The organism is Streptomyces sp. NPDC047706, assembly GCF_043204795.1.
In the GTDB taxonomy this organism is placed as follows: Bacteria; Actinomycetota; Actinomycetes; order Streptomycetales; family Streptomycetaceae; genus Streptomyces.
In genome coordinates this window covers 163,959-180,042 of sequence record NZ_JBIDCW010000015.1, presented here as the reverse complement: position 1 = coordinate 180,042, position 16,084 = coordinate 163,959, and the positions used below count along the sequence as shown (strand labels likewise).

18 protein-coding genes and 1 pseudogene are annotated in these 16,084 nt (G+C 72.2%); 8 read left to right on the top strand and 11 right to left on the bottom strand.

From position 1 onward, the window contains the following. Window positions 1-573, bottom strand: a 573-nt coding sequence (locus tag ACGF8A_RS19755) for a maltotransferase domain-containing protein (RefSeq protein WP_393109801.1), incomplete at its 3' end; no start/stop codon positions are given. A 69-nt stretch (window positions 574-642) separates the two neighbouring features. Further along, window positions 643-939 carry a DUF5133 domain-containing protein gene (locus ACGF8A_RS19750; RefSeq protein ID WP_393109799.1) on the bottom strand — a complete coding sequence of 99 codons (297 nt, stop codon included), beginning with the start codon at window positions 937-939 and terminating at the stop codon, window positions 643-645. A gap of 296 nt (window positions 940-1,235) precedes the next feature. Here ACGF8A_RS19750 and ACGF8A_RS19745 point away from each other — a divergent pair, with 296 nt between their 5' ends. Further along, the gene (locus ACGF8A_RS19745; protein ID WP_393109797.1) at window positions 1,236-1,748 is read left to right on the top strand and encodes a pep a2; all 513 of its coding nucleotides are present in this window, start codon (window positions 1,236-1,238) and stop codon (window positions 1,746-1,748) included. 29 nt (window positions 1,749-1,777) lie between these two features. Continuing rightward, a complete protein-coding gene (gene glgX, locus ACGF8A_RS19740; protein ID WP_393109817.1) occupies window positions 1,778-3,901 on the top strand; it encodes a glycogen debranching protein GlgX in 2,124 nt (707 codons plus the stop codon). Window positions 3,902-3,911: 10 nt separating this feature from the next. Here glgX and ACGF8A_RS19735 read toward each other — a convergent pair whose 3' ends face one another. Further along, window positions 3,912-4,715 carry a VOC family protein gene (locus tag ACGF8A_RS19735; protein ID WP_393109795.1) on the bottom strand — a complete coding sequence of 268 codons (804 nt, stop codon included), beginning with the start codon at window positions 4,713-4,715 and terminating at the stop codon, window positions 3,912-3,914. A 125-nt stretch (window positions 4,716-4,840) separates the two neighbouring features. Here ACGF8A_RS19735 and ACGF8A_RS19730 point away from each other — a divergent pair, with 125 nt between their 5' ends. Further along, window positions 4,841-5,188, top strand: a complete 348-nt coding sequence (locus ACGF8A_RS19730) for an ANTAR domain-containing protein (RefSeq protein WP_393109793.1) — start codon at window positions 4,841-4,843, stop codon at window positions 5,186-5,188. Window positions 5,189-5,230: 42 nt separating this feature from the next. Here the strand turns inward: ACGF8A_RS19730 and ACGF8A_RS19725 are convergent, their stop codons facing one another. Then, on the bottom strand, window positions 5,231-6,025 hold the full coding sequence (locus ACGF8A_RS19725) for an RNA polymerase sigma factor SigF (RefSeq protein WP_393109791.1): 795 nt from the start codon (window positions 6,023-6,025) through the stop codon (window positions 5,231-5,233). 526 nt (window positions 6,026-6,551) lie between these two features. Here ACGF8A_RS19725 and ACGF8A_RS19720 point away from each other — a divergent pair. Further along, window positions 6,552-7,073, top strand: coding sequence for a hypothetical protein (locus ACGF8A_RS19720; RefSeq protein WP_393109789.1), 522 nt, complete (start codon window positions 6,552-6,554; stop codon window positions 7,071-7,073). A gap of 6 nt (window positions 7,074-7,079) precedes the next feature. Here ACGF8A_RS19720 and hemC read toward each other — a convergent pair whose 3' ends face one another. The 6 genes and pseudogenes from hemC to ACGF8A_RS19690 form a co-directional block, all read right to left on the bottom strand. Beyond that, window positions 7,080-8,012: a hydroxymethylbilane synthase gene (hemC, locus tag ACGF8A_RS19715; RefSeq protein ID WP_393109787.1), complete on the bottom strand. Its 933-nt coding sequence runs from the start codon at window positions 8,010-8,012 to the stop codon at window positions 7,080-7,082. Between the two features lie 49 nt (window positions 8,013-8,061). Next, window positions 8,062-8,838 carry an NPP1 family protein gene (locus tag ACGF8A_RS19710; RefSeq protein ID WP_393109785.1) on the bottom strand — a complete coding sequence of 259 codons (777 nt, stop codon included), beginning with the start codon at window positions 8,836-8,838 and terminating at the stop codon, window positions 8,062-8,064. Between the two features lie 143 nt (window positions 8,839-8,981). Next, window positions 8,982-9,965, bottom strand: a complete 984-nt coding sequence (locus ACGF8A_RS19705) for an ATP-dependent DNA ligase (RefSeq protein ID WP_393109783.1) — start codon at window positions 9,963-9,965, stop codon at window positions 8,982-8,984. Between the two features lie 73 nt (window positions 9,966-10,038). Beyond that, entirely contained in the window at window positions 10,039-10,728 is a 690-nt protein-coding gene (locus tag ACGF8A_RS19700) for a response regulator (RefSeq protein WP_393109781.1), read from the bottom strand. Window positions 10,729-11,043: 315 nt separating this feature from the next. Next, window positions 11,044-11,142, bottom strand: a pseudogene (locus tag ACGF8A_RS19695) (DNA polymerase ligase N-terminal domain-containing protein); the annotation flags it as partial. Window positions 11,143-11,215: 73 nt separating this feature from the next. Next, a complete protein-coding gene (locus tag ACGF8A_RS19690) occupies window positions 11,216-12,046 on the bottom strand; it encodes an aldo/keto reductase (RefSeq protein WP_393109779.1) in 831 nt (276 codons plus the stop codon). 200 nt (window positions 12,047-12,246) lie between these two features. Here ACGF8A_RS19690 and ACGF8A_RS19685 point away from each other — a divergent pair, with 200 nt between their 5' ends. Then, the gene (locus ACGF8A_RS19685; RefSeq protein WP_393109777.1) at window positions 12,247-13,215 is read left to right on the top strand and encodes a TauD/TfdA dioxygenase family protein; all 969 of its coding nucleotides are present in this window, start codon (window positions 12,247-12,249) and stop codon (window positions 13,213-13,215) included. Here ACGF8A_RS19685 and ACGF8A_RS19680 read toward each other — a convergent pair. After that, window positions 13,187-13,408 carry a hypothetical protein gene (locus ACGF8A_RS19680; RefSeq protein ID WP_393109775.1) on the bottom strand — a complete coding sequence of 74 codons (222 nt, stop codon included), beginning with the start codon at window positions 13,406-13,408 and terminating at the stop codon, window positions 13,187-13,189. The two genes, ACGF8A_RS19685 and ACGF8A_RS19680, sit on opposite strands and share 29 nt — an antisense overlap. A 279-nt stretch (window positions 13,409-13,687) precedes the next feature. Between ACGF8A_RS19680 and ACGF8A_RS19675 the strand changes: the two genes are divergently transcribed. From ACGF8A_RS19675 to ACGF8A_RS19665, 3 genes are all read left to right on the top strand, one after another. Beyond that, entirely contained in the window at window positions 13,688-14,107 is a 420-nt protein-coding gene (locus tag ACGF8A_RS19675) for a DUF6325 family protein (protein WP_393109815.1), read from the top strand. 84 nt (window positions 14,108-14,191) lie between these two features. Then, complete coding sequence (locus ACGF8A_RS19670; RefSeq protein WP_393109773.1) at window positions 14,192-14,479, top strand: SHOCT domain-containing protein; 288 nt, start codon at window positions 14,192-14,194, stop codon at window positions 14,477-14,479. Between the two features lie 55 nt (window positions 14,480-14,534). Then, window positions 14,535-15,884, top strand: a complete 1,350-nt coding sequence (locus tag ACGF8A_RS19665; RefSeq protein WP_393109771.1) for a chloride channel protein — start codon at window positions 14,535-14,537, stop codon at window positions 15,882-15,884. Window positions 15,885-16,084 lie beyond the last annotated feature (200 nt).

Genomic DNA, 16,084 nt, shown 5'->3' with positions numbered 1-16,084 from the left:
CAACGGCAACGCCCCGGAAGCGGTCACCAACTCCCGCAGCGGATACCGCGCGAGCACCGCGTCCACCTCCGGCGTCAACGCCGCGGCGAGGCGGGTGGCGACCGGCAACGAGTCGTCCCGGAGGGTCCGCGCCGCGGCCAGTACGACGGTGCGGGCCGCGTGGTCGGGCACGTCGGCGGCGGCCCGTTCGTACAGGACGGCCCCCTCTTCCAGGACCAGGCCGGTGTCGATGCCCGCCGGCACCTTGATCCCGGCGATGTGCCGCCAGGTGGCGACGGGGTCGCTCCATGCCTCGACGCAGTACGTCCACAGGCCGACGGCGTCCGGCGTGACCTCGGCGCCCCAGCGGTCGGTGCCGGGGGCGAGTTCGCGCATCGGCGTCCAGGGGCCGGGCCGGCCCTCGGGATCCCGCAGGACGACATTGGCGGCGACCGCGTCATGGCCCTCGCGGAACACGGTGGCCGTGACCTGGAAGGTCTCTCCGGGAACGGCCTTCGCCGGGCGCCTGCCGCCCTCCACGGCCGGATGGACGTCCCGGACCGGAATGCGGCCGATGGCCTCAGTCGTACTCATGGGTCTCACCTCCGTCGTACTCAAAGCCGGGCCCCTCGGCCCGGCTCGGGATACCGCCTTGAAACGGGGCTAGAGCCCCGCCCGGGAACGCCGTCCCGACGGGGGTCCACGCCGGGGGACACGGACCGGACGCGGTCGGCAGGTCTCGTCCCGCAGGTAGGTGGCCAGCGTGGTGCGCAAGTAGCGCTCGGCCGCCTCGGCGGCCTCGCGCGCGCAGCGCTTTCCCATCAGCACGCAGAGGGTGTAGCCCGAGTCCTCGAAGCCGGTCCGCACCCCGCTGTCGGTGGGGGCCGCGAGCATCGCACGCTCCCAGGCCCGGTACCGCCGCAGCTGCCGGGTGACTTCGGCTCTGGCGGGTAGCAGCATGGCGCCGTTCACCTTCCGGGCGCTCGATGGGCACGTTCCCGACGGTCGGGCCGGCGGCCGAGCCCGCGAGGGGCACGGACCCGTTACGGCGATCGAGGGCCTTCACTCATGGTGCACGCACGACGACCCAGCGTCTTGTTAGAGGTTCAACCATCTCGGGAGTTCGCTCGTGTTGCACGAATGGGCTAGGACCCGCACTGTTGTGGTGACTCGGAAGCGATCAGTGCTCACGCTTCGTGTTCGGGGATCGGCTTGCTAGGGCGAGGGAGCGAGAGCCTCGCCGGTGAGGAGCCACGATGAAGACCGCAGTGCCCTGCTACTACCACCTCGATGTGGAAGTCAGCCCGGAACGCGTTGGACAGGTCAGCCGCATCCTCGCGGCCCACCTGAAGTACTGGGACCTCGAACCGCTGGTCAAGCCCGTCTGCGGCAGCGCCGAGCTGCTGCTGAAGGCCATCGACGAGCACGCGACGGACAAGCACACGTCGATCGAGATGTGGTGGAACGGCCAGCACCTGATCACCGCCGTCGGTGACAACGACCAGGAACTCCGTCCCGATCTGGACCTGCGGGCGTGCCTGGAGCACATCGCCGCCATGAGTGACGGCTGGGGCTGCTGTGCCACCGACACCGGCAGCAAGGTCATCTGGTTCTCGCAGCGGGCCCGCGCCGGCGAGCGCGTCCCGCTGGTGCCGAGGGCGCCCGCACCCGATCTGCGTGAGGGGCTGCGGGTGCCGCGCGAGACGCCGGTCGCCTCCCTCGCCGCCCCGGCGCGGCCGGCCGACGGCGCCCTGGAGGACGCGCGGTGACGAAGAAGAAGGCGAACGGCAAGGACGGGGTGCCCGTATGGAGCGGGCACCCCTACCCCTTGGGCGCCGCGTACGACGGCAAGGGCACCAACTTCGCGCTCTTCAGTGAGGTCGCCGAACGCGTCGACCTCGTACTGGTCGACGACCGCGGCAACCACCGCGACATCCCCCTGACCGAGGTCGACGGCTTCGTCTGGCACGGCTACCTGCCCGACATCAAGCCCGGCCAGCGCTACGGCTACCGGGTGCACGGCCCCTGGCACCCGTCCGCCGGCCAGCGCTGCAACCCCGCGAAAGTGCTGCTCGACCCGTACGCCAAGGCCGTGGACGGGCAGATCGACAACCACCCCTCGCTGTACGAGCGCTCGTCTTCCGGGCCCGACCCGGCCGACAGCGCCGGGCACACCATGCTCGGCGTGGTGACCGATCCGGCCTTCGACTGGGGCGGGGACCGGCCGCTCGGACGGCCGTACGCCGACACGGTGATCTACGAGGCACACGTCCGCGGACTCACCCGTACCCACCCCGACGTGCCGCCCGAACTGCGCGGCACCTACGCCGGGCTCGCCCACCCCGCCGCGGTGGAGCACCTCGCCTCGCTCGGCGTGACGGCGGTCGAGCTGATGCCGGTGCACCAGTTCGTGCAGGACGGCCATCTCCAGGACCGCGGCCTGTCCAACTACTGGGGCTACAACACGATCGGCTTCTTCGCGCCGCACAACGCCTACGCGGCGCACGGCACCCGGGGCCAGCAGGTCGCCGAGTTCAAGTCGATGGTCAAGGCGCTGCACGCGGCCGGCCTCGAAGTGATCCTCGACGTGGTCTACAACCACACCGCCGAGGGCAACGAGAGGGGCCCCACGCTCTCCTTCCGGGGCATCGACAACTCCTCGTACTACCGCCTCGTCGACGGCGACTGGCGCCACTACTACGACACCACAGGCACCGGCAACAGCCTGCTCATGCGCCACCCCTACGTACTTCAGCTGATCATGGACTCGCTGCGGTACTGGGTCACCGAGATGCACGTCGACGGCTTCCGCTTCGACCTCGCGGCCACACTGGCGCGGCAGTTCCACGAGGTGGACCGGCTGTCGGCGTTCTTCGACCTGATTCAGCAGGACCCCGTCATCAGCCGGGTCAAGCTGATCGCCGAGCCGTGGGACGTGGGCGAGGGCGGCTACCAGGTGGGCAACTTCCCGCCGCTGTGGTCGGAGTGGAACGGCCTGTACCGCGACGCCGTACGGGACTTCTGGCGCGGCGAGGAACACACGCTCGGCGAGTTCGCCTCCCGGCTGACCGGCTCCTCCGACCTGTACCAGCACAGCAGGCGCCGCCCCCGCGCCAGCGTCAACTTCGTCACCGCGCACGACGGGTTCACCCTGCGCGACCTCGTGTCGTACAACGACAAGCACAACGACGCCAACGGCGAGGCCAACCGGGACGGCGAGAGCACCAACCGGTCCTGGAACTGCGGCGCCGAGGGCGACACCGACGACCCCGGGATCCTGGAACTGCGCGGCCGCCAGCAGCGCAACTTCCTCGCCACCCTGCTGCTGTCCCAGGGCATCCCCATGCTCTGTCACGGCGACGAGATCGGCCGCACCCAGGGCGGCAACAACAACGCCTACTGCCAGGACAACGAGGTCTCCTGGATCGACTGGCGGCTCACCGAGGAGCAGCGCAACCTGCGGGACTTCACGCGGTACGCCATCGCCCTGCGTGCCGCCCACCCGGTGCTGCGCCGCCGGCGCTTCTTCCGCGGCGAGACGGTCACGCATGCCGGGCAGCCGCTCCCCGACCTGGTGTGGCTGCAACCGGACGCGACCGAGATGTCCGACGAGGACTGGCAGCGCTCGGACGCGCACTCCGTCGGTGTCTTCGTCAACGGCGACGCCATCGCCGAACCCGACGCCTACGGGCGCACCGTGGTCGACGACTCCTTCCTGCTGCTCCTCAACAGCTACTGGGAGCCCGTGGACTTCCGGCTGCCGGACCGTACGTACGGCGAACGCTGGACCACCCTCATCGACACCGCCGACCCCACGGGGACGCCGGACGAGACCGAGCACAAGGCGGCCACCGCCCTCACGGTGGAGGCGCGCAGCCTCGTCGTGCTGTCCCGGCCGTCACGGTACGCGTCGCCGACGTAGCAGGAGGCGCTCACCGCTGACGACGCGAGGTCACCGTGAACTGCGCCCCGTCGGGGTCGCGCAGCACGGCGTCCTCGGCGTCCAGGCGCAGCACGCTGCCGCCGTGGTGCTCCGCGGCCCGTGCGCAGCTCGCCACGTCGGCCACGGCGAAGTGGATCTGCCAGTGCGGGCGGATGGTGGGATCGGGAGCCGCCTCCAGGGCGCCGGACTCGATGCGGGCCACCACGTCGCCGCCGCTGCGCAGGACGACCTCCTCGCCCTCGTAGTTGATCTCGCAGCTGCCGCGCGTCGCCGAGGCCCACTCCAGGACCTCGCCGTAGAAGATGGCGGCGTCGAAGGCGTCCCTGGTGTGCAGCCGGATGAAGGCGGGCGCGGCACGGTGCCAGGTCTCCCAGTCGGTGACCAGCTCACCCTCCCAGATACCGAAGGTCGCCCCGTCCCGGTCGGCGAGCAGGGCCGCGCGGCCGGGCGGCAGCGAGATGGGCCCGACCGCCGCCGTGCCGCCGCGCTCCTGCGCCCGGGCCACCGCGAGGTCCGCGCTGGGGACGGCGAAGTAGGGCGTCCAGGCGACCGCCATCTGCCACATGCTGGCGACCGCGGCGATCCCGGCGACGGGCGCACCCTCCGCCAGCGCGATCCGGAAGTGGTCGCCGAGCTTGGCCTTCCGCCACTCCCAGCCCAGCACGGCGGTGTAGAACTCCTCGGTGGCGCGCACGTCCCGACTGGTCAGACTCACCCAGCAGGGCGCCCCGAAGGCGTTGTTCGTGGAGACCACGTCCGTCGCGCGGGTCGTGGGTGTCGTGTCATGTTGCATGGCAGTCGTCCTGGTCTCGTCGACCGGCAGCCACCGGTTCGACACCAGTGTCCAACCGGAACCGGTCATGGCGCCTGCCGAGTACCCCGGTGGCAGACGTCAGTCCCGGTGGGGAGGATGGAGGTGTGGCAGGTGTACCGCACGAGCCCGCCGGCGACACCGACCGGCTTCGGGCCTTGGAGGCCGAGATCGTCCAGCTCAAGGAGGCCGTCTGTTCCCATGCCGTGGTCGACCAGGCCATCGGGATGATGGTGGCGCTCGGCAGGGTGACGCCGGACGAGGGATGGGCGGTGCTGAAGGAGGTCTCCCAGCACACGAACACCAAGCTGCGCACGGTGGCGGAGCTCGTGCTCACCTGGGGCCGCGACGGGGAGCTGCCCCCGGAGATCCGCGCCGCTCTCGAGGACGCCCTGGACCGCTACGGGCCCACGCAGATCCCCGGGACGCAGATCCCCGGTGCGCCTCCCGGATGAGTCCGCCCCCTGCGCCGCCCAGGTGACTCCCCTTCCTGGAGATCAGCGGGGTGTGCCCGCGAGCAGTTCCTCGCGCAGCCTGGCGAAGCAGGCGGTGAGCAGCCGGGAGACGTGCATCTGCGAGATGCCGAGCTGCTGGGCGATGCAGCTCTGCGTCATCCCCCGGAAGAAGCGCAGATAGAGGATGGTCCGCTCACGCTCCGGCAGTGCCTGCAGACAGGGCGCCACGGCGACCCGGTCGACGACGGTGTCGTAGCTCGGGTCGGGCCCGCCTATCGCGTCCGCGAGGGCGTAACCGTCGGTCCCGGGCATCTCCGCCTCCAGGGACAGCGCGGTGAAGCACTCCAGCGCCTCCATGCCGGTGCGCACCTCCTCCTCGCCGAGCTCCGCGTACGCGGCGATCTCGGCGACGGTGGGCGGCCGGCCGGGGGTGGTCTGGGAGAGTTCCTTCATGGCGCGCCGTACCCGGTTACGGAGGTCCTGGACCCGGCGCGGGACGTGCAGCGTCCACATGTGGTCACGGAAGTGGCGCTTGATCTCGCCGGTGACCGTCGGTACGGCGTACGCCTCGAAGGCGCGGCCGCGCGCGGGGTCGTAGTGGTCGACGGCCTTGACCAGCCCGAGGGCGGCGACCTGGTAGAGGTCCTCCAGGGCCTCTCCGCGGCCTCGGAACCGCACGGCGATCCGTTCCGCCATGGGCAGCCAGACCCGGACCAGTTCGTCCCGCAGCGCTTTGCGCTCCGGTCCGTCGGGCAGTTCCCGAAGGCGCACGAATGCCGCGGCCGTGTCGGGGGCGTCGTCGTGGGGGTGTTGCTTCGTTCTGCTGGCGGTACGCATGTGCGCGCCTCCCTCAGCAGGTGCCGGGTGGACAGACACCGTGGGAGGGGGCGCCCGGATCGCTCGCAGGAAGACGTGCGGGGCGGCGTACCTGACCCACGGACGTGCCTCCTGTCCGAAGCACTTAAACCAGTCTTCCCATGATAAACACGTACGAAACGCCCGTCGGGTATCCGGTGTCCGCGGCGCCCGCGCCGTATCCTTCCGCGACCGGACGACTGCGAACGGTGGCGTTCTGCGGCCGGGGCCGTGCACGTGTCCGCCTGCGCGCCCGGCCGGCTCACGACGCAGGCCCCGGGGCCCGGCCGTCGCGCCGTCTCCTTGCCGCGGGGGCGGCCGGCCCGCCGAGCCGGAAGGCGGACGTGATGTGCGGCACGCCCGTGGCAGGGCCTGTGCGGATTCTCCCTGCGCACGGCTTGATCAGCGATCAAGTGCGGGAAATCCCTGGCCACAGCCCATTCCGCTCATTTGACACTGCGCTGAGCCCACGGATAGGAAGCAGCTTCGAGAGGTCGAGAGGTGGAGTGTGTACGAGCCGAACGTGGTCGGGGACTGGCAGGAGTACGACGAGCATGCCGGTCTGCGCGTTCGCGTCCACGGTCTGGAGCGGGCGGAGCCGCCGCGTGGACGCGACGACGCCGCCGAGGGGCTGACGTACTTCCGGCTGCGGGTGACCGTCGAGAACCGTGGTGACCGCCGCTTCGGCATCCATCTGGAGGACGGCCAGATCGACGTGAGGATCGGCCCCGACGGGGAGAGCGCGTTCCTGGACTGGCGGAACTCGCAGTTCGTCGAGGGCTACGACGTCTACCCGCTGCGGCGGGTCACCGCCGTCGCGTACGCGGCCGGAACCGAGGCGGCCCTGGCGCAGGTGGACGTGCAGATCCAGTTGCGGGTGGACGACGACTGGGCCGACCGCCGGCTGTGGACGGGCGGCATCGGACTGCACGAGGCGACCGCGTGCGCCCCGGCCGGCGCCGGCCGGGAGAGCCTCGCCCACCAGGTCAGCAACTTCCTGCGCGACCAGGCCGAGGAGGGCACCGCCTGACGCGGGTCAGTGGGGAATGCCGTCGATGATCTCACGGGCGCCCTGACGCAGCAGGGCCACGGCGACCGAGGTGCCCAGCGTGGCCGGGTCCAGCCGCCCCGCCCACTCGTGGGCATTGAGCCGGGTCTTGCCGTCCGGCGTGAACACGCAGGCCCGCAGCGAGAGTTCGCCGTGGTCGGTCCGCGCGAACCCGGCGATCGGGCTGTTGCAGTGCCCTTGAAGCACATGCAGGAACATCCGCTCCGCCGTCGCCTCGCGGTGCGTACCGGGGTCGCCGAGCGCGCTGACCGCGTCGATCAGGTCGCTGTCGCCCTCGCGGCACTGCAGGGCGAGGATGCCCGCGCCGATGGGCGGCATCATCACGTCGGGGGAGAGGACCTCGCTGATCACGTCCCGGCGGCCGATGCGTTCCAGACCGGAGACGGCCAGCAGCAGTGCGTCTGCGTCACCGGCGGCGAGCTTGTCCAGCCGCCGGCCCGCGTTGCCGCGGAAGGGCACGCACTCCAGGTGCGGATGCGTGGCGGCGAGCTGGGCGACCCGGCGCACCGAGGAGGTGCCGATGCGGGTGCCGGCCGGGAGTTCGTCCAGGGTGAGCCCGCCGGGGTGCACCAGGGCGTCGCGGATGTCGTCCCGCTTCAGGAACGCCGCGAACACCGTGCCGGCCGGGAGTGGCCGGTCGGCGGGCACGTCCTTGACGCAGTGCACCGCGAGGTCGGCCTCACCGGCCAGCAGCGCCGCGTCGACCTCCTTGGTGAACGCGCCCTTGCCCTCGACCAGTGAGAGATCGCCGAGCCACTTGTCGCCGGTGGTCCTCACCGGCAGCACCTCGGTGCTCACCCCGGGGTGTCGGGCTGTCAACTCGGCCTGGACCCGGGCCACCTGGGCGAGCGCCATGGGGGAGTCCCGGGAGACGATGCGGATCAGTGCGGGGACCGGCATGCGGACACGATAGACCGTCAGCGGCCCCCGCCGCGCCCGAGTACGCCCGTCAGGCGTTGGGGTCGAACGCGATACCGGACGGCTTGGCCTTCGCCAGGTGGGAGGTGAGGCTGCCGTCCTTCAGACCGAAGTGCGCACTGCCGAAGTCGTACGACACCAGCTTGTCCCGCACCCCCGCCGGGTAGCCGTTCCAGCCGACCAGCGGCGGGTACTGCCAGGTGCCCTTGTGGTTCTCCGGCGGCTCGTCGTTGGAGTTGGCGGCGCGGAAGCAGTGCGTGCTGATGCCGTCCTTGTGGTACACGATCTTCGCGTGCGTGCCCTCGAAGCGGATCGCCGAGGCGTTGTGCACGGTGAACGAGCCGTGGTTGGAGGTCGAGACGTACTTGGCCTGGTTGTCCTGCACCCACACGACGATGTGCTCCCAGTCGTGGCGGTGCCCGCCTATGCTGCTGCCCGGCAGGGCCTGGTCCTTCTCGAAGTACAGGCCGTACACGATGCCGCACCAGCCGTTGTTGCACTTGTAGCGCGAGTAGCTGTTGGTGTTGTCCAGGTCGGAGGCGTCCCGGCAGTTGCCGTTGAGCGCCCCGGTGGGCTTGAGGCCTCCGTTGACGGTGCCGTCGGCGCTGATGGCGGGCGTCGCGTAGCAGCCGTCCTTGTCGTAGTCCAGGGCCGGCTGGAACGTCCGCTCCAGGCTGTCGGCGTTGGCGGGCAGCGCCGGCGGCGGGGCGGCGAAGGCGGTGGCGGGAAAGGCGACGACGAGCGCGGCGGCACCACCGAGCACGGTGAGCCATCTTCTGCGGTGTACGGCGGGCTTCTGCGACGACACTGCGTCCTCCTCCTGGTTCGGGCGCAGCCCAAGGGCTGTGGGGGGAAAGGCAGTTCAGCTTCCCGGGAAAGCCCGTCCGGGCCAAGAGGTCACAGGCGTCCCGCTGGTGAAGGGCAGCCCAATAGTTGTCCGCTGAGGCGGCGTCAGGCGAGGTGTTCCGGCAGGTCGGCCGTGGACTCCTCGGGTGTGAGGTCGGGCCGCAGCCGCAGCCAGGACGGCTGGCGCAGCAGCCCTGCCCTGGTACGGGTGCTGTAGCGGACCTCGCCGACCAGCCGGGGACGCACCCACCGCGCGCCCGGCGCCGGCGGCACCGGATCGAAGGGGCAGACGTCACTGGCGTGCTCCCGCAGCAGCGCCGCCAGTTCCGTCCGTTCGGCCTCGCTCCAGCCGGTGCCCACGCCGCCGACGTACCGCAGCCGCCCGGCGGCGTCGCGCTGGCCGACCAGCACCGCGCCGGGCAGACCGGTCAGCCGGCCCTTGCCGGGCAGCCAGCCGCCCACGACGACGTCCTCGCCGCGCATGTTGCGGATCTTGATCCAGGCGCGGGAGCGCACACCCGGTTCGTACACCGAGTCCAGCCGCTTGCAGACCAGGCCTTCCAGCCCGTGCTCGAGGGTGGCCTGGAGCGCCTGGGCGCCGTGGCCCACCAGGGCCCCCGGCGTGGACCAGAACGGCCCGGCGAGGCCCAGGGCCTCCAGCCGGGCGCGCCGCCGGGCGTAGGACTGCCCGGTCAAGGAGTGCCCCGCCAGGTGCATCACGTCGAACAGCACCAGGTGGACCGGTACCTGGGCCGCCCGGCGCGCCGCCCGCGCGGGGGAGTGGGCGAGGCCCATCCTCGACTGGAGCAACTGGAAGTCGGCACGCCCCCGTTCGTCCAGCACCAGCACCTCGCCGTCCAGTACCGCGGCCGTGCCGCCGAGGGCAGCGCCGAGCGGCAGCAGTTCGGGGTAGGCGCCGGTGATCTCCTCGCCGGACCTGGCGCGCAGCAGCACGCTTCCGTCGCCGGGGAGGTAGACCACCGCGCGCTGGCCGTCCTGCTTGGTCTCGTACGCCCACCGCGCGTCCTGGGCGGCGGGCGGCAGGGTGCCGGGCGTGGCGAGCATGGGCGCGATCAGCGGCAGGGTCACGGCTTGAGGTGTCGACGGGGCGGGACGGCGCCACGCGCCCCGCCCGCAGGTTTCCCCTGAACGGAGGGTGGGGTCAGTGCGCGCCTGCCGGTGGCGGCACGGCCCGTACCAGCCCCGACTGGTAGGCGATGACGACCAGTTGCGCGCGGTCCCGGGCGCCCAGCCTGGTCATCGCCCGGTCCACGAGGGACCGCACGTCCGGTGGGCTGAGCAGGAGCTTGTCGGCGATCTCCGCATTGGTCCGGCCCTCGGCCACGCGGCCCAGCACCTCACGTTCCTCGGCCGTCAGCGCGGCGAGGTCCTCGGGGGCCGCGAGCCGTGCGCCGTCGGCAGGGGTGGCGAGGAAGCGTGTGATCAGGGCGCGGGTGGCGAGCGGGGAGAGCAGGGACTCGCCGCCCGCCACGATCCGCACGCCGTCGAGCAGCGCGTCGGGGGTGGCCTCCTTGCCGAGGAATCCGCTGGCCCCGGCCGCCAGCGCCTCGGCCACCTCCTCGTCGATCTCGGACGTGGCGAGGACCAGCACGCGGGTCGCGGACAGTTCCGGGTCGGCGCAGATGGTGGCCGTGGCGGCCAGTCCGTCTCTGCCGGGCAGGCGGATGTCCATCAGGACGACGTCGGGCCGATGGGTCCGGGCAAGCTCGATCGCCCGGGCGCCGTCGACGGCCTCGCCGACCACCTCCATGTCGTCGCAGGAGTCGATCAGGATCCGGAAGGCGGCCCGCAGCAGGGCCTGGTCGTCGGCGAGCAACACGCGGATGGTCATGAGGTGCGTTCTTCCCTTGCCTGGGCAGTGGGGTCCGGCGGCGCGGTGGTGACCTCGTCGGTGACACGGTCACCGGGCAGGCCGGGATCTCCGGCCGGGCCCTGCTCCCATGGTGGGCGATCTCCCTCGGGAAGGCAGCGTGGCTTCGCCCGCCGTCGGCACATGTCATCCGCCCGAGGTACCACCCACGGCGCGAGGGCGTGACGGAACCGCGCGGCGCTCCGGCGCGAGGGCCAGGACGGCCGTCCGGGTGGCCGGCCGCGCCTTCGCTCGCCCGCCACCTGCGATGACGCCGGGCAGGGCAGCGCCGGCACCCGGCCGCCCCTTGCGGTCATGGCTCATCGGCTCGTACGTCCCGTGATCCCAGACGATCACCGTGCCACCGCCGTACTCACCCGCCGGAATGACGCCCTCCCGCCGCCGGTCGTCGCCACCCACCGTGACTCCTTCCGTGCGCCGCCGCACCGGGTACCCCGGGCCGCCGGCGTCAGAACTCCTCGTGCACCTCGGGGTCCCCGCCGGTGCGTCGGGGCTCGCGGTCGGCGACGGCCTGCATCTGCGCGGGGGTCAGCGTGAACCCGAAGATGTCGAGGTTCTGCCGCTGCCGCTCGGCGTCCGCCGACTTGGGAATGGGCAGCGCGCCCAGCTGGGTGTGCCAGCGCAGCAGGACCTGACCGGGCGTCACGCCGTGCGCCTCGGCGACGGTGACGACGACGGAATCCTGGAGCAGGTCGGTGCCGCGGCCGAGCGGGCTCCAGCTCTCCGTGACGATGCCCTTGCCGGCGTGGAAGGCGCGCGACTCCTCCTGCGGGAGGAAGGGGTGCAGCTCGATCTGGTTCACGGCGGGCAGCACGCCCGTCTCCTTCTCCAGCCGCTCGACGTGCTCGACAGTGAAGTTGGAGACCCCGATCGACCGTACGAGGCCCTCCTCGCGCAGTTTGATCATGGCCCGCCAGGAGTCGACGTACTTGCCGACGCGGGGGAGCGGCCAGTGGATCAGATACAGGTCCACCTGCTCCACCCCCAGCCGGCTCCGGGACTCCTCGAACGAGGCGAGGGTCTGCTCGTAGCCGTGGTGCCTGCCCGGGAGCTTCGTCGTGACCACGATCTCCTCGCGCGGGACACGGCTGCGGGCGATCGCGCGGCCCACGCCCCTCTCGTTGCGGTAGTTCGTCGCCGTGTCGATCAGGCGGTAGCCCAGCTCCAGGGCGGTCAGCACCGCCCGCTCGGCGTGCGCGTCGTCCATCGGCCAGGTGCCGAGGCCGATGGCGGGCAGCGCCGTGCCGTCGTTGAGCGTGTGCGCCGGAATGCCGTCCACGGTCCACCCTTCGCTCGACTCTGCCGTACCGACAGTATGGGCGGGCCCGCCCATGCCCGCCGCCGCGGGCCGAGGCGGCCCGGCTGCCCTCGGGCAGGCCGCGAGGCCAGAAGTGGCCTGGACGGGAAGGGGTGCGGGTCGCCACGGTGGAGGATCGCTGTCACGATCTTTCACGGAGCCGGACGACCGATGGAGTGCGCATGACGACGGACAGGGCCATGGCGGGTCAGCGGGCCGCGGGGATCGAGGTGAACCCCGTCGCCGGGCACATCGGGGCCGAGATCACGGGCGTCGACCTGGCCGGGGGGCTGGACGACGCCCAGGTGGCCGCGATCCGCGACGCGGTGCTGCGCTGGAAGGTGGTGTTCTTCCGGAGCCAGAGGATGGACCACGCCGCGCACGTGGCGTTCGCGCGGCGGTTCGGCGAGCCGGTGGTACTGAGGCGGCGGGGCGGGGCCTCACCTGCCGGCTTCCCGGAGATCGAGACGACCGCCGACCGGCTGGAGCTCGGCGGCAGGTTCGGCATGGAGCACGAGGAGTGGCTCCAGCGCCGCCGGCACACCCTGCTGCGCGGCTGGCACTGCGACCACGGCGCCCGGATCGACCCGCCGGCCGCGACGATCCTGCGCGCCGAGACCGTCCCGCCGTACGGCGGTGACACCACCTGGTCGAACCTGGCGACGGCGTACTCCGGACTCTCCGCGCCCGTGCGCGAGTTCGTGGACGGGCTGCGGGCCGAGCACCGGCTCGGCGTCGGCTACCAGCCCCGTCCCGGCGACGACGCCTACCTGCGCAACCTGCTGGACCATCAGGTCGCCTCGGAGCACCCCCTGGTGCGCGTCCACCCGGAGACCGGTGAGCGCGTCCTGTACGTCAACGGCTACTACGTCGAGCAGATCACCGGCGTCTCCCGCCCCGAGAGCCGGCTGCTGCTGGAGATGCTGCTGGAGCAGGCCGTCCGCCCGGAGTACACGGTCCGGTTCCGCTGGGAGCCGGGCAGCGTGGCCTTCTGGGACAACCGCGCCACCATCCACCTGGCCCCCGGCGACAACGCCCACACAGGGCAGCCGCGGATCATGCACCGGGTGATGCTCGCCGGTGACGTCCCCGTCGGCGTCGACGGCAGGCCGTCGGAGCCGATCAGCGGTACCGAGCCGGGCCACTGGTGAGGTCAGGCCCCGGTCCGCCGGCCCGGCGCGGGGCCGGCTTCGTCGCCGTGCCGGTGAGGATCCGCACGCGGTCCTCGTACGCGAAGGTGAACGGCGGCGCGAACGCCACCTCGTCCACCTCCCGGAGCGCGGCGTGCGCATGCAGGCACTCGGAGAGTTCCCCCCTGGTGCGGACCAGGTCAGGCGCGCACACCAGGCGGGCCGGGACCTGCGGGGAGGCCGTGCGGGCCAGGCGCCCCGCGGCGTGCTCCTCGTGCTCCTCGTGCTCCTCGTACTGCGCGGTAGTTCGCGCGCCGCTCCGGTGACGCGGAGTCGGTGGGGCGGGCGCGGAAGTGCGGGGCCACTGATCGGGTGCTGCAATGACTGAAGGTGCTACCTCCCGGCCGCGCCGCGGGCGACCGACGTCGAAGGGGGTGTCGGCCGGATCCGTATCCGCCTCAGAGGAGTGGCCGTGAACCAGGACATCGACGACATGGGGCCGATCGACTATCTGATCATCGAGTTCCCCGGCAACCGCATGACGGGCGAGGGGTTCCCCCTGCTCCTGGATCTGGTGGAGCGCGGCATCATCCGGATCATCGATCTCGTCTTCGTGCGCAAGGACGCCGACGGGTCGGTGGGGGTGATGGAGTTGCGTGAGATCGGCGACGAACTCGATCTGACGGTGTTCGAGGGTGCCTCCTCCGGGCTGCTGGACCAGAGCGATCTGGACGACGCCGGTGCCGCGCTGGATGCCGGCAACTCGGCGGCGATCCTCGTGTACGAGAACGTATGGGCCGCGCCGATGGCCCGGGCGCTGCGGCGCGGCGGGGCCCAACTGGTGGCGAGCGGGCGCGTTTCCGTGGACGCGCTGGTGGCGTCGCTCGACGCGACCGAGCCGGCGGCACCCTGAGCGGACCCGCGGCCGTCGGCTGGGCCGTACGCCCTCCGTCGTCCCGCCGCACCTTCGCGCGGACCAGATGGGAGATGAGTGAGCATGCCAGGACTTCTTCGTGGGGTGGCCCGCACGGCCGTCGTCGCGGGTACCGCCACCGCGGTGTCCAACCGCGTCTCGCGCCGGCAGGCGGGCCGGTGGGCCGAGCAGGACAGCCGGCTCCAGCCGGCGTCCGAGCAGCCGGCCGCGCCTGCCGCCGCCGCGCCCGATCCGGCCGCCGACGACATGACCGGCAAGATCGACCAGCTGAAGCAACTCGCCGACCTCAAGGCCCAGGGAGTGCTCAGCGAGGAGGAGTTCGAAGCCCAGAAGCGCCGGGTCCTTGCCTGAGACGGAGGGGCGAGGAACCGCGAGGGAGGCGGGCCCTGCCCCCGAGGACCCCGCCGTGACCCAGCCGGAGGAGGCGGACCGGCTGCGTAGTCTGTTGCGTACCCCGGCCTACCAGAAGGCCCTCGTCGCCTCGGCGCTCATCGGCGTCCCGGTGTCCCTCGCCGCGTTCTGGTTCCTCGCCGGCCTCCATCAGCTGGAGCACCTGATGTGGGCCGGACTGCCGGCGGGGCTGGGCTGGGAGACTCCTCCCTGGTGGTGGCCGTTGCCGCTGCTCGCGGTGGCCGGCGTCGCCGTCGGGCTGGTCGTCAAGCACCTGCCGGGCAGCGGCGGGCACATCCCCGCCGGAGGCCTGAACGCCAAAGGGACGACTCCCGCCGCCCTGCCGGGGGTTGTCCTCGCGGCCGCGGCCAGTCTGCCCCTCGGCGCCACGCTGGGGCCGGAAGCCCCGTTGATCGCCCTCGGCAGCGGCCTCGCACTGCTGTTCGCGGAACTGGTCAGGACGCTGAAGGCGCCGCAGGGCACGGCGTTCCTCGGCGCGGCCGGCGCCGCCGCCGCACTGTCCGCCATCTTCGGCAATCCGCTGGTCGCCGCAGTGATCCTCATCGAGATGGCCGGAGTGGGAGCCCCTCAGCTGTTCGCGGTCATGCTGCCGGCACTCCTGTCCAGCGGGGTCGGGGCGCTCGTCTTCACCGGATTCGGCCGCTGGACCGGCCTGTCCACGGGAAACCTGTCGTTGACCCTGGGCGTACCGGTTCCCCGCCTCGACGCCGGGGACGTGCTGTGGTCCGTCGTCATGGCCGTCGGCATCGCCGCGGCGCTCCACACGATCCTGGCCACCGGACGGTGGGCGGCGCGATTTGTCTCGGGGCGGCTCGTCACCGGCACGGTGATCTGCGCTCTCGGCGCCGGAGCGTGCGCATCGGTGTACGCGCTGAGTGTGGACCGGACGCCGGCGGACGTGGCGTCGTCCGGCCAGGCCACGCTGGCCCGGCTGGCCGAGAACCCCCACGCCTGGGGCGTCGGTGCCCTGATCGCCGTACTGCTGTGCAAGGGAGTGGCGTACGCGCTGTGCCTCGGCAGCCTGCGGGGCGGGCCCATCTTTCCCGCGCTCTTCCTCGGTGCCGCGGCGGGTGTGCTGCTCGCGCCGCTGCCCGGCCTCGGTGTCGTCCCCGGCATGGCGGCGGGCATGGCGGCCGCCGCGGTGGCCACGCTGCGCCTTCCGGTCAGCAGCGTGGTGCTGGTGGTCCTGGTGCTGCGCAACGAGGCGGTCATCCCCGTGGTGATCCTCGCGTCCGTGGTGGCCTTCGTGACGGTCCAGCTGCTGCCGGCCGGCCGCCCCTTGACGCAGGCCGGCAGGCGGGCGGCACCTCCCGCGGCAGCGGGGGACGACCGCCGCCCGGGCTGACCGCCGCCCACGGCGCGGCGGCGCCGGATGCGTACAGGCCGGGGCAGGCCGACACTGGAACGGGAGTGCGGCGCCGGACGGAGCTCCACGTGACGATCGCAGGAGACGGATCACGTGACGGGGGAGGAGACGCAAGCTCACGTGACGCTCGGAGGAAAGGGGCCGACGTGGCAGTCCTGCCCGGCCGCCGGCCTGACCCC

Excerpts from the sequence above, each read along its gene's own strand:
- ACGF8A_RS19750 (WP_393109799.1), bottom strand. The coding sequence starts at position 939 with ATGCTGCTACCCGCCAGAGCCGAAGTCACCCGGCAGCTGCGGCGGTAC.
- ACGF8A_RS19745 (WP_393109797.1), top strand. The coding sequence starts at position 1,236 with ATGAAGACCGCAGTGCCCTGCTACTACCACCTCGATGTGGAAGTCAGC.
- ACGF8A_RS19735 (WP_393109795.1), bottom strand. The coding sequence starts at position 4,715 with ATGCAACATGACACGACACCCACGACCCGCGCGACGGACGTGGTCTCC.
- ACGF8A_RS19725 (WP_393109791.1), bottom strand. The coding sequence starts at position 6,025 with ATGCGTACCGCCAGCAGAACGAAGCAACACCCCCACGACGACGCCCCC.
- hemC (WP_393109787.1), bottom strand. The coding sequence starts at position 8,012 with ATGCCGGTCCCCGCACTGATCCGCATCGTCTCCCGGGACTCCCCCATG.
- ACGF8A_RS19700 (WP_393109781.1), bottom strand. The coding sequence starts at position 10,728 with ATGACCATCCGCGTGTTGCTCGCCGACGACCAGGCCCTGCTGCGGGCC.
- ACGF8A_RS19685 (WP_393109777.1), top strand. The coding sequence starts at position 12,247 with ATGACGACGGACAGGGCCATGGCGGGTCAGCGGGCCGCGGGGATCGAG.
- ACGF8A_RS19675 (WP_393109815.1), top strand. The coding sequence starts at position 13,688 with ATGGGGCCGATCGACTATCTGATCATCGAGTTCCCCGGCAACCGCATG.
- ACGF8A_RS19670 (WP_393109773.1), top strand. The coding sequence starts at position 14,192 with ATGCCAGGACTTCTTCGTGGGGTGGCCCGCACGGCCGTCGTCGCGGGT.